This is a genomic window from Psychrosphaera saromensis (assembly GCF_002954545.1).
Classification (GTDB): domain Bacteria; phylum Pseudomonadota; class Gammaproteobacteria; order Enterobacterales; family Alteromonadaceae; genus Psychrosphaera; species Psychrosphaera saromensis.
The window spans coordinates 741,876-754,981 of sequence record NZ_MSCH01000003.1; the positions used below are offsets into that span (position 1 = coordinate 741,876).

General features: G+C 37.9%; 12 protein-coding genes. 10 read left to right on the forward strand and 2 right to left on the reverse strand.

Features of this window, described 5'->3' with window-relative positions; all coding sequences use genetic code 11:
* Positions 1-3: 3 nt before the first annotated feature.
* The 9 genes from BTO11_RS03325 (at position 4) to BTO11_RS03365 (ending at position 8,098) form a co-directional block, all read left to right on the forward strand.
* Entirely contained in the window at positions 4-855 is an 852-nt protein-coding gene (locus BTO11_RS03325; RefSeq protein WP_105051253.1) for an HAD-IIB family hydrolase, read from the forward strand.
* The gene (locus tag BTO11_RS03330; protein ID WP_105051254.1) at positions 848-2,095 is read left to right on the forward strand and encodes a glycosyltransferase family protein; all 1,248 of its coding nucleotides are present in this window, start codon (positions 848-850) and stop codon (positions 2,093-2,095) included. Before BTO11_RS03325 ends, BTO11_RS03330 begins: the two co-directional genes overlap by 8 nt.
* 12 nt (positions 2,096-2,107) lie before the next feature.
* Positions 2,108-3,862, forward strand: a complete 1,755-nt coding sequence (locus BTO11_RS03335; protein WP_105051255.1) for a sugar phosphorylase — start codon at positions 2,108-2,110, stop codon at positions 3,860-3,862.
* A gap of 14 nt (positions 3,863-3,876) precedes the next feature.
* Entirely contained in the window at positions 3,877-4,791 is a 915-nt protein-coding gene (gene galU, locus BTO11_RS03340; protein WP_105051256.1) for a UTP--glucose-1-phosphate uridylyltransferase GalU, read from the forward strand.
* A gap of 213 nt (positions 4,792-5,004) precedes the next feature.
* On the forward strand, positions 5,005-5,961 hold the full coding sequence (locus BTO11_RS03345) for a CsgG/HfaB family protein (RefSeq protein WP_105051257.1): 957 nt from the start codon (positions 5,005-5,007) through the stop codon (positions 5,959-5,961).
* Complete coding sequence (locus BTO11_RS03350; protein ID WP_105051258.1) at positions 5,954-6,283, forward strand: hypothetical protein; 330 nt, start codon at positions 5,954-5,956, stop codon at positions 6,281-6,283. The genes BTO11_RS03345 and BTO11_RS03350 overlap by 8 nt, the downstream gene beginning before the upstream one ends.
* Positions 6,280-6,687, forward strand: a complete 408-nt coding sequence (locus tag BTO11_RS03355) for a DUF4810 domain-containing protein (RefSeq protein WP_105051259.1) — start codon at positions 6,280-6,282, stop codon at positions 6,685-6,687. Before BTO11_RS03350 ends, BTO11_RS03355 begins: the two co-directional genes overlap by 4 nt.
* Positions 6,680-7,348, forward strand: a complete 669-nt coding sequence (locus BTO11_RS03360) for a GNA1162 family protein (RefSeq protein ID WP_105051260.1) — start codon at positions 6,680-6,682, stop codon at positions 7,346-7,348. Before BTO11_RS03355 ends, BTO11_RS03360 begins: the two co-directional genes overlap by 8 nt.
* A 165-nt stretch (positions 7,349-7,513) precedes the next feature.
* Positions 7,514-8,098 (forward strand): DUF1353 domain-containing protein, encoded by a 585-nt coding sequence (locus BTO11_RS03365; protein WP_105051261.1) that lies wholly within the window; start codon positions 7,514-7,516, stop codon positions 8,096-8,098.
* Positions 8,099-8,177: 79 nt separating this feature from the next.
* On the opposite strand, the gene BTO11_RS03370 is transcribed toward BTO11_RS03365, so the two are convergent.
* Positions 8,178-8,834, reverse strand: a complete 657-nt coding sequence (locus BTO11_RS03370) for an HD domain-containing protein (protein WP_105051262.1) — start codon at positions 8,832-8,834, stop codon at positions 8,178-8,180.
* A 113-nt stretch (positions 8,835-8,947) separates the two neighbouring features.
* Positions 8,948-11,137, reverse strand: coding sequence for a S9 family peptidase (locus BTO11_RS03375; RefSeq protein ID WP_105051263.1), 2,190 nt, complete (start codon positions 11,135-11,137; stop codon positions 8,948-8,950).
* A gap of 412 nt (positions 11,138-11,549) precedes the next feature.
* Between BTO11_RS03375 and leuA the strand changes: the two genes are divergently transcribed.
* Positions 11,550-13,103, forward strand: coding sequence for a 2-isopropylmalate synthase (leuA, locus tag BTO11_RS03380; RefSeq protein WP_105053650.1), 1,554 nt, complete (start codon positions 11,550-11,552; stop codon positions 13,101-13,103).
* Positions 13,104-13,106: the final 3 nt, after the last annotated feature.

Consider the following 13,106-nt stretch of genomic DNA (forward strand, 5'->3'; position numbering starts at 1 on the left):
AAGATGGAAAATCAGTATTTAATCTTTACCGACTTAGATGGCACCTTGTTAGATCATCACACCTATAGTTTTCAACCTGCAGTGGAAATGCTAGGCAAGTTAAAAGATGCCAACATTCCTGTTATCCCCAATACCAGTAAGACTTTCGCCGAGCTTATTTTCTTTAGACAACAAACGAAGTTAGATACCCCTTTTATTGTCGAAAACGGTGCGGCTGTTTTTATCCCTATTGGCTTTGTTAAAGAACAACCAGCTGGAACGGAACGGTTTGAGCGTTATTGGGTTAAAAGCTTTTCAAAATCGAGAGAGCACTGGTTGAGTTTATTAAACACTTTACCGATTGAATTACAAAACTGTTATATCGGCTTTTCTGCCATGAATAACGAACAACTATGTAATGAAACTGGCCTTAATGCCCCAGCAGCGTTAAATGCTAACAGTCGTTTATACAGCGAACCGTTAAAATGGAATGGAACCGATGAACAAAAACAACAAATTAAAACCCTGTTAACTGATGCCGGAGCCAATGTATTACAAGGTGGTCGCTTTTTACACGTAAGTGGCCACAGTGATAAAGGTAAAGCCATGCTTTGGTTAACCGAATTTTTATCTAGCCTAGTTTCTGCAACAACTAAAAATACCACTTACACCACTGTCGCATTAGGTGACAGTTATAACGATAACGAAATGTTAGAAGTCGCTGACATTGCAGTTCAAATCAAATCACACAAGCATGACTTTCCTACACTAACTCGCACTGCCAACGTGGTTCAAAGTACACAATTTGGACCAACAGGTTGGACTGAATGTTTAGCAAAAATTATTAAATTTCCTAAGGAGCTACATCATGGCTGATTTTTATCAAAATGGCGTTGTAACAACGTTACATAATTTAACTAATCGCAGCACAGAAGATCTTGAAGCTGAATTATTATCTTTTTCCAAAACTCGTCCACTGGGCTTAATTTTGCCTTCGTTATATTCAGAACTAGAAGGCAAAGCGCTACCGGATATCATAGATAAAATAGCTAAAGTGCCTTATTTATCAGAGATTGTTATTGGTTTAGACCGCGCAGACTTAGATCAATATAAACACGCCCTCGACTTCTTTAGCACCTTACCTCAACATCACAGAATCTTATGGAATGACGGCCCACGTTTACAAGCTTTGGACGCTAAGTTACAAGCACTAGGTTTAGCACCAACAGAGTTAGGTAAAGGTCGTAACGTTTGGTATTGCATGGGTTACATTTTAGCGTCTGGTAAAGCGGAGTCTGTTGCTTTACACGACTGCGATATTTTAACTTACGATAGAAACTTATTAGCTCGTTTAATCTATCCTGTAGCCAACCCGCAATTTAACTACGAGTTTGGTAAAGGTTATTACGCACGTGTGGCAAACGGTAAGTTAAATGGCCGGGTTGCACGTTTATTAGTAACGCCATTATTAAAAGCACTTAAGCGGGTTCTAGGTACCAATGAATATTTGGAATACATGGACAGCTTCCGCTATTCATTATCTGGTGAATTCTCTTTTCGCCGTGACGTATTAACCGACTTAAGAATTCCAAGTGACTGGGGTTTAGAGATAGGTGTATTGTCAGAAATGCACAGAAACTTTGCCTCAAACCGAATTTGTCAGGTAGATATCGCCAACAACTACGATCATAAACACCAAGATTTATCACTAGAGTCAACCGACGGTGGTTTATCTAAAATGTCGATTGATATTACCAAAGCCTTATTCCGTAAATTGGCGACTCAAGGTTATATTATTAACGCTGAAAACATGCGTACGATTAAAGCCACCTATTTCAGAATCGCATTAGACTACGTAGAAACGTACCGTAATGACGCCATGATCAATGGTTTAGAATTGGATATTCATACTGAAGAGAAATCGGTAGAAATGTTTGCCAAAAATATCATTGAAGCCGGTGAAAACTTTTTATCGAACCCGATGGAAACGCCATTTATACCATCTTGGCACCGAGTCACTAGCGCCATGCCTAATGTACTAGAAGAATTGAAACAGGCTGTGGAATTAGATTATGAAGAATTTGCCAGCAAAGCTAAAGCTGATGCCACCAAATAGGAGTATGCATCTATGCCTGCCACTTTAGATGAACTAACACACAAGGTTGAACAACAACTGAATGTGATTTATGAAAATATTGATTTGCCTATGCCAATCACTGAGCTGTCTCGGTTATTGATAGATGAAATGAATATCCCGAACAATTTTGTTGAGCCTGTCCCTTACACCAACCATTGGTCGGAAAAGGATATGATGTTAATCACTTACGGTGACAGCATTGTGGAGCCAGAACAAAAACCATTAAAGACCTTAGAGTCTTTTATGGATACCTACTTAAATGACAAAATAAACTCAGTGCATATATTGCCTTTTTTTCCTTATAGCTCTGACGATGGCTTTTCAGTCATAGATTATTCTAGTGTTAACGAGTCTTTAGGTGACTGGCAAGATATTGAAGATATCGCTGGTAAATATAAGCTAATGTCAGACTTAGTGATTAATCACTGTTCAAGTCGTAGTGCCTGGTTTCAAAACTTTATTAAAGGTTCAGGCGTAGGGAAAGATTACTTTTTCACTGCAGATCCGTCCGACGATTTATCACAGGTCGTTCGCCCAAGAACCAGTCCTTTGTTACGTGAAACTGAAACCGCTGAGGGCACAAAATACGTTTGGTGTACCTTTAGTCATGATCAGGTAGATTTAGATTTTAGAAATCCACATGTGCTGCTGTCATTCGTTTCTATTATTCGTCAGTATCTTGATTCTGGTGTGAAGGTATTTAGATTAGATGCCGTTGCATTTTTATGGAAAATTGTCGGTGGTCCTTCGATTAACTTACCTTATACCCATGAAGTGATCCGTCTATTACGCACGTTAATAGAACACACTGAACCTGAAACTGTGATCATCACAGAAACCAATATACCTAACACACAAAACCTTACGTATTTTGGTAACGCGAACGAAGCACATTGTATTTATAACTTCTCATTACCACCTTTACTGGTCAACTCGTTAATAACTGGCGATTGTACTTATTTAAAACGTTGGTTAATGAGCATGCCTCCTGCACAAAACGGCACATGTTATTTTAACTTTATTGCCTCGCATGATGGTATTGGTCTTAGACCTGCTGAGGGTTTATTGTCAGATCTTGAGTTAAATACTTTAGTCAATACCATGCAAAACTTTGGTGGTCGAGTCTCTTGGAGAACGGCGGATACAGGCGAACAAAAAGCGTATGAAATCAACATTGCCTTGTTTGATGCACTAAAAGGAACCATTGGCGGTGAAGATAAATGGGGCTTAGAACGCTTTATTTGTGCTCACGCCATTATGTTTGGTTTAGAAGGTATTCCGGGTATTTATATTCACAGTATATTGGGTACGCCAAACGATTACGAAAAATTAAAGAATACTCACCACAACCGTTCAATCAATCGCCATCGCTGGGATTATAAATTATTAAAAGAACAACTAGACTCGGATTATTCGAGTCACAGTAAAGTACTTACACGTATGTTGGCGTTAATTGACATTAGGACTAAACAGCCGGCATTTCATCCAAATGCCACACAATATGTGTTACATCTAGGTTTACAATTATTTGGTTTTTGGCGTCAAAGCTTAGATAGAAAACAAAGTATATTTTGTATTAGCAATGTCAGCGATGAAAAAGTAGAGTTAAGGCTGAATGAATTGAACCTAATCGTTACAGATGACTGGGTTGAACTAATATCTAATAAAAACATCGAAGATACCGCCACAGAACTTGAATTAATGCCGTATCAAACGGTGTGGCTGACAAACCTTAAAAACGAGTAGAAAAGGAAATATACATGACCCAGAAAGTAACCAAAGCTGTTATCCCGGTAGCGGGCCTTGGAACTCGTATGTTGCCAGCAACAAAGGCAATACCGAAAGAAATGCTGACTTTAGTCGACCGACCATTAATCCAATATGTTGTGGAAGAAGCTGCTGCCGCGGGTATTCGCGAAATTATTTTAGTTACACATGCGAGTAAAAACTCGATAGAAGATCACTTTGATTCAAGTTTTGAATTAGAAGCGCAATTAGAGTCTCGTGTTAAGCGCTCTTTATTAGAAGAAGTACGCTCTATTAATCCAAAAGACGTAACTATGATCTCGGTACGCCAAGCTGAGGCAAAAGGCTTAGGCCACGCAATTAACTGCGCAAGATCGGCAATTGGAGATAGTCCATTTGTCGTTATGTTGCCTGATGTGATCATAGATAAATATCATTCAGACCTTGGTGTTGAAAACTTGGCTGGGATGCTAAAACAATACGAATTAACCGGTGACAACCAAATAATGGTAAATCCAGTCCCTGAAAAGGACGTTGGTAGTTATGGGGTAGTAGACATTAACGGAGATACACTAACCCCAGGTGGCTCAGCACCAATAAAAACTATGGTAGAAAAACCAGAAGATGGAACCGCGCCATCAAACCTAGCAATCACTGGTCGTTATGTTGTCTCACCTAAAATATGGGATTTATTAGACAAAACTGCACCGGGTGCCGGTGGTGAAATTCAATTGACGGATGCATTGCATCAGTTAAATGAAATTGAAAATATGTCGGCTTACCATATTGTTGGTAAAACTCACGATTGCGGTAACAAGCTTGGTTTTATTAAAGCGAACTTGGAATATTCATTACAACGTACTGAGTTTAGGGAAGATTTAAAACAGGCTATCAACGAGCTTGTCGCTGACCCAACGCTTGAGTTCTAAACTCTAAAGAGCCCGATATCTAATCATGGGTTTTATAAGTACGCCCCAACTGTAAAGAAATGTAAAACTGCTTTTACATTTCTTTACTTGCCTATCTAACATTTTTGTTCAACTATTACTTTATTAACAATGACTATCCAAAACGCTTACAGTTTATCGCTTAAGTGTATGGATAAAATTCGCCTTAAAATGTTTACAACAAGGAATTTGTTCATGAAAAAGTTTCTACTTTTTTTACTTTCAGTTTCATTAATATCTGGATGTACATCGCCAACGCCCGAAATATTAAATGCACCAATAAATACAGCGAATCAACAGATATCTGAAATTGATACTGAACAATTTAAAGGATTAAAACGCCTTGTTGCTATTGGTCGTTTTTCTGATGAAACAAAACGAGGCAATAGCTTCCTAGTTGACAATAACAACAACCGACTGGGAAAACAGGCAACTGATATTTTAAGCTCAAGGTTAACTGCTAGTGGTAAATTCATCATGCTAGAGAGGCCTGATGTCCAATTACTTAGCTCTGAGGCAAAAAACTTTGAGACATCTAAAATAGGCGCTGACTATTTAATCGTTGGTTCAATATCTGAATTTGGCCGACGCGCAGAAAGCGACGTTGCTATTTTTTCACGTAATAAAATTCAAATTGCTAACGCGACTGTAAATGTTCGCTTAATTGACGTTAAAACAAGTCGTATTGTCTACTCTGAAGAAGCATCTGGTGAAGCGCGAACTGAAGCTAACCAAGTATTTGGGGTTGGTAAAACAGCCGCTTACGATACATCTTTAGATGACAAAGCTGTGTCTGCAGCTATCTCTAAAGTTGTATCTAACATAATGAATAACCTTTTAGATTCCCCGTGGCAAGCATACTTAATTGATAGTGGTGAAGTGGAATCACTATTTATGACAGGCGGTGAATCACAAGGTATCAAGTTAGGTCATAACTTCGCTGTAATTGAAGCTGGTAAAAAGGTGAAAAATCCACAAACCGGTATTCTAATATCGTTACCAGGTAAAGAAGTAGCAACATTGGAAGTTATTGGTTTTGTTGGTGAGGGTGATAACGAGTTGAGCCTAGTAACAACGAAATCAGGCAAGTTAGATAAAACAAAAATTTCGCAATATGTAGTACAAGAAATGAAGGGAAATAACCATGAATAAGTTTATCTTAGCAATCATACTTTCTGTCTTTATCATCCCGTTATCTGGATGTACAACTAACTATTCAAGCGTTACTCAAGTAGAAGACTCTGGCTTTATACTACTGAAAGGCAATTTCAATAACACAACGTTATATGTAGATGATAATGAAATCACAATAGATTTAAGTGTCTCACAATATATGTTAGATGAACAAATGGTCTCAAAGTTTCCAATAAGCGTTGGAGTTCATTCGATTAAAGTTATGAGGGACGAGACTACGTTAGTCCGTAAGAAAATTTTACTATCTAACGGCCAAACAGTTGAGATATTTGTTCCATGAATACCTTTACTGTAGATACCGGTTCTGTGAATTCTTTTTTTGTGAATAGCTTAGTAATTATTAAAAAACTAACTATTGTTTTAACATTAATTTTTGTCACTGCGTGTGTACAAAACAAGAACATTTACTACTGGGGTGATTACTCAGATACGCTTTATGCTACGAAAAAAGAACCGTCAGCTGAGAGTAAGGAGCGTCATTATCGTGAGTTACTTAACATAATTAATAATGCCCAGTCCTATGAAAAGAAAATACCACCTGGCATTTATTTTGAGCTCAGTATGTATGAAAGTGAAAAAGGCAATCACGACAAAGCAAACATATTATTAAACCAAGAATATTCACTTTATCCTGAAGCAAAAACATATATAGAAAATTTAAGAGTAGGAGATAAAAATGAATAAATTTTTAATACTACTCACTTTTTTTATATTGTTATCTGGCTGTGTAACAACAGAGCCTGTAGGTAAAATGGAAGCATTTCCAAAAATGTATAATGAAAGGCCGTTAAGTATTGCTGTCGTACCTGCAATTAATAATACAACCGCTGCTGACGCTACTGATTTATTATCTACAACCATTGCTCAACCACTGTCTGAAGCTGGTTTTTACGTAGTACCTGTGCCTTATATAAACCATGTTTTAACGTTAGAAGGAATAACCGACGGAGCACAATTAAAATCTGTGCCTTTGGAAAAGTTTAACCAGATATTTGGTGCCGATGCCGTATTGTTTGTGACTATTGATCAGTGGGATACCTCTTACCTTGTTACTTCAGCTAATGTCACTGTAGGTCTAAAATTTGAGCTTATTTCAACTAAAACTAACGAATATTTATGGCAACATGAAAGTGTTATCGTTAAAGATACAACAGGTAAAAATTCGAACGGCCTCCTATTACAAATAATAGCTACAGCAATATCAACGGTAATGACTGACTATGTACCTATTGCTAGGGAAGTTAACCAACGCATACTTTACACAATACCATTAGGTAAATATCACCCTCGTCATGGAATGGATGGCAATGATAAATCTGGTAGGTTTAAAGAAGTAGAACGCTAAAGTGACTAGGTTTTATGCCTAAATGGTTAGTAGCTTCTACTTACCTTGCGTAAAATAAAAAGAAACTAGCTCTCGTGTGTTGTGCGTGTCATCGCACAACACAGCATATATAAATTAAAAAAGTACGTTTATAATACGGTGAGTTCTTACACGAATGGCAATCACATGCTAATAATAAAAAACAAAGCTAAGTTCTCTTTCGATGAACTACCGCAACTGCAACCTCAACTAATCAAAACTAAAAACTTAACTTGGTGGCAGCACATACTTAACGCCAGAACACCTAGAAAGTACCATTTAGTTCAAGATTGGAGCATTAGTGTTTCTGGTATTTCGGCTAAATTAGATGGCACCATAGTGGTCCCAAAGAATACTGAAATAGATGGGGCATCTATTCCCTTTCCTTGGTTTGTTGCTTTTATTACCTTTGGTATTTTACGACCTATGGGCATTTTACTTACCGCCTCAATTCCCCATGACTATGCATTTATACATGGAAAGTTAAACTATAAGCAAGAAGGCTCAGAGCAGTTACAACAACGTGTGGTACAAAGGCATGAAGTTGACTATTTGTTTTACCAGATAGTTAAGGATGTAAACCAGGCCCCTGTATCTGCCGCTATTTCTTGGTTAGCGGTAAGGCTAGGTTGGTATTGGATTAAGTATAATGGCAAATACAGAAATGGACGTTTTCCACTGTTAATAACGTCATTACTGGTACTTGCCTTAACGGGTTTACTTTGTTTTTAAGCTAACCCGTTAAACACGTTTGTTATTTTATTCTGCTGATTTATTGCAATGACTTACTGCACAGGTTTATTACATTGACTTACGGCATTGAGAGAACTGATTCATCACCAAGCTCAGCAGCCAGTTGAGCTAAAAAACCTTGCATAAATTCAACACGCTTTTGTGCTTCTTGTAAGCCTGCTTTGGTTGTCATAGTTTTTGCTGTTTTAAATAGCTTCTCATAAAAATGATCAACCGCTGCAACTTTGCTGTTCGGTGTTCTTACCTGACAAAACGGATCTTCAGGATTATATAACTTACTGCCTAATTTACCTGCCACTAACATACAACGACTCACACCAATTGCGCCTAGTCCGTCTAATCTGTCGGCGTCTTGAACGATTTTAGCTTCAAGTGTTTCTGGCGTTATATTCGCACTATAACTGTGCGTTTTAATTGCATGAGCAATCGCGTCTAAATACTCAGACGGATAACCAATAGAGGTTAGAAACTCAACCGATTTTTCACCGGCTAATGTTGATGCGCGTTTATTATCAGGATGATTTTTAGGAAAGGAAACACAGTCATGTAACCAGGCAGCGGGCAGTACAATATGAATGTCTGCATTTTCCTGCTTGCATAATTTTTTTGCGGTAGCGACAACACGCTTAATATGATTTATATCATGAGCAGCATCGTGAATTTGTTGTTGCAGAATAAAGTCCGCACAGTGGTTTTCTAATTTTTCTAGGTTCATGTATTCGTCTTATTTGGCTATGTATATTACTTTGGACAAACAGTTGACCAATTCTATCAATATAATAAAAAGGCGCCCATATTAGGCGCCTATTAGTTTAATCAAAACTTAAATTACTTATTAATACCAACCAAATCCATAAAGAATGCATATTCTAGTGCAAGTTCTTTATAGCGACGGAAACGGCCAGATGCACCGCCGTGTCCTGCATCCATATTAGTTTGGAAGTACAGCTTGTTTGAGTCAGTCTTCATATCACGTAATTTAGCGACCCACTTCATTGGTTCAAAGTATTGAACTTGTGAGTCATGTAAACCAGTAGTAACTAAGACATTTGGGTAATCTTGCGCCTTAACTTGATCATAAGGTGAATACGACAACATGTATTCGTATGAGTCTTTATTGGCTGGATTGCCCCATTCGTCATATTCGTTAGTGGTTAAAGGAATACTTGGATCAGACATAGTGGTAACCACATCAACAAATGGTACATGTGCGCCAATACCAAGATATAACTCAGGTGCCATATTCATAATACCACCCATTAACAAACCACCAGCACTGCCACCAATGGCAAACACTTTGTCTTTGGCTGCGTATTTTTGTTCCGTTAATGACTTAGTCACATCAATAAAATCAGTAAAGGTATTCATTTTGTTAAACATTTTGCCGTCTTCATACCAAGTACGACCTAACATTTGTCCGCCACGAATATGCGCTAATGCATAAACAAAACCACGGTCTAATAAAGATAATCTAGACGCTGAAAAATACGGGTCAATCGTTGCCCCATAAGAACCATACGCATATTGATAAAGAGGATTAGTACCGTCTTTTTTAAATTTATCTTTACGGTATACCAAAGAAACAGGGACTTTTTTACCATCACGAGCAGTAACAAATATACGTTCGCTTTGATACCAGTTGGGATCAAAGTCACCTAGTACTTCATCTTGTTTTAATGTTGTGCTTTCAAAGGTATTTAAATCGACTTCTATAACTGAACCAGGTGTAGTTAACGAACTGTAGTAATAACGTAACTTATCGCTATCTGCCGTTGGGTTAGTATCGAACGTGGCAACATAAGCTGCATCATTAAATGGTAATGACGTTTCTTTATTAGTTTTTAAATTAATAACACGAATGTTGGTATTACCGTTTTCACTCTCTTCCACCACTAAGTGATTGTTGAAAACAATAAAGTCTTCAAAATACACATTTGCTCTGTGTGGGATCACGTCTTGCCATTTACTGGTGTCTGAACTTTCAGAACGGCTTACTTTGACTAACTTAAAGTTTTTAGCGTCTAAGTTTGTACGTATGTAATACCAGTCGTTATGTTGGTCAAAATCATATTCATGACCAGACGTTATCGGAGCTAAAGGAGTAAAGTCAGCATTTGGCGTTTCTGCCGATATAACAGATGCACCGGCGGCTAACGTAGAGTCGTGGTAAATATAAATAGTTTGGCTATCGCGGGTTTTACCAATACCAGTATAAAACGTCGTATCATCTTCTTGGTAAACTAACTTGTCGTTGTCTTGGCTGGACCCTAAAGTATGACGATATACTTGATAACCTAGTAACGTTTGTACATCTTTTTTAATGTAGAACACAGTTTTGTTATCGTTTGCCCACACTATGCTGCCAGATGTATTAACTAACTTGTCGTCATACATTTTGCCTGTGGCTAAATCTTTAAACTCAATAACATATAAACGACGGCTTTCTGTATCCGTTGAATACGCTAATATATTATTGTTGGTGCTTACTGACACGCCACCTAAACTAAAGTATTCATGTTCTTTAGCTAATACATTGGCATCTAAAAATACATCTTCTTTGTTGTCTAATGTGGTTTTTTTACGTGCATATATAGCGTATTCATTGTCGCCTTCATAGCGTGTATACCACCAATAACCGCGTCTTTGGTATGGCACGCTGGCATCATCTTTTTTAAGACGACCTGTCATTTCTTCAAATAACGTATCTTGTAATGCTTGAGTATGCGCCATTTGCGCATCAACAAATTTATTCTCGGCGGCTAAGTGCGCCAAGATCTCTTTATCTTCACGGCTATCGTCACGCATCCAGTAATAGTCATCAATACGTTTATGCCCATGTTGCTCCATTTCAAATGGAACTTTTTTTGCTACTGGTGCTAGTGCTGCTTTTACTGTTTCTGATGTCATATTATCTGCCGTTTGATTAGATGGGGAACAGCCTGAAATAAATAATGAGACGATTGAAGCAATCATCCCAACTTTTAATGAATGTTTAGTGCTAGCCATTACACGAGGCATAGTTTATTTCCTTTTACTTACAAATATTATTCGCTGTTATATTCAATTACTAAATACGTATATTACGATAAAGCTTACGCATGTAGAGCTTATCGGTATAAATTACTCTATTTTTGCAGTTTTGAATAACAAATAACGAAAAGAATAGCTAATTTAATAATTAGAGCTTGCACTCCATTTGCTAGAGTGATAAAAATTACAACAATCAATTTAGAATAATTATTTAAAAAAATGACAAATTTATTCACCACTACAATTATCTTACTGCTAAACCTGCTGCTTTTATCTGCACGCGGGCTTGTTTTGGTTGATTAAATTTAAATAGTATCAATAAAAACCCCGCTCAATTAGCGGGGTTTTTTTTACCCTGTTAGTTAGTGATTGGGCTACAGGAGAAAGGAATATGCACAACATGAATCAAGACAAAGTCATTATTTTTGACACCACATTACGCGATGGCGAACAGGCGTTACGAGCCAGTTTAAGTAAACGTGAAAAACTGCAAATTGCCCACGCTATTGCCAAATTGGGTGTAGATGTAATGGAAGTTGGTTTTCCAGTTTCGTCCCCTGGTGACTTTGACGCAGTAAATAGCATAGCCGAACAAGTAAAAGGGCCAATTATATGTGGCTTAGCTCGAGCAATGGAAAAAGACATTATTGCTTGCGGTGAAGCGTTAGCGCCTGCTGAAAAGCGTCGTATCCATACCTTTATTGCTACCTCGCCAATTCATTTGGAACACAAGCTACAAAAAACCTTAGAGCAAGCCACTGAAATGGCCGTTAACGCGATTAAATTAGCCAAAACGTATACCGATGATGTTGAGTTCTCTTGTGAAGATGCTGGTCGTACTCCAGTTGCAGACTTAGCGTATGTAATAGAACGTGCAATTGACGCTGGTGCAACCACCATTAATATCCCAGACACAGTAGGTTATACAGAGCCAACTGAATTTGCTGAGATCATCTCTGGTATTAAAAATACAGTGCCAAATATCGATAAAGCGATTATTTCGGTGCATTGCCATAACGACTTAGGTTTAGCCGTCGCCAACAGTATTGCTGCAGTGCAAGCTGGCGCACGCCAAATAGAATGTACAGTAAATGGTATTGGCGAACGCGCTGGTAACTGTGCATTGGAAGAAGTGGCAATGATATTACAAACCCGCAAAGAACGTTTTGGCGTGGATACTAATATTAAGTCTGAAGAAATTTTCCGAACATCAAAATTAGTTAGCCAGCTTTGTAATATGCCAGTACAACAAAACAAAGCTATTGTGGGAGCTAACGCATTTGCTCACTCTTCTGGTATTCATCAGGACGGTATTTTAAAAGCACAAAATACTTACGAGATCATGAAACCTGAACACATAGGCATGCAAAGTAATGAATTAAACTTAACGTCTCGTTCTGGCCGCCATGTTATTCAGCATCGTATGACTGAAATGGGTTATTCCGATAACGACTACAATTTGGATGATATTTACAGTGACTTCCTATTACTTGCCGATAAAAAAGGCCAAGTTCACGACTATGATTTAGAAGCTATTTTGTTTGATCAGCAATTAAAAGATGACTCTGATTATTACAAATTAACCTCGTTACAAGGTTTGTCTAGCAACTCAGCAGTGAATACCACAACGGTTGGAGTTTCTATTGGTGGAGAAGATGCCATTTATAAAGCAGAAACAGGTAATGGTCCAATTGAAGCGGCTTACAATGCTTTAAAACAAATGACCCACATTGACTTAAACATCATTGATTTTAAATTAAATTCAAAAGGTGAAGGTGGTGATGCAATTGGTCAAGTCGACATTATTGCGCAGTCTATGGGACGCAACTTCCATGGTACAGGCCTAGCTACCGACATTATTCACGCAGGCGTGAAAGCATATATTCACGTATTAAACTTAGTCCACCGCGCACAGCAAGTGGAAGAAATTAAAGAAAAACACCAAAGCATCTAAAAA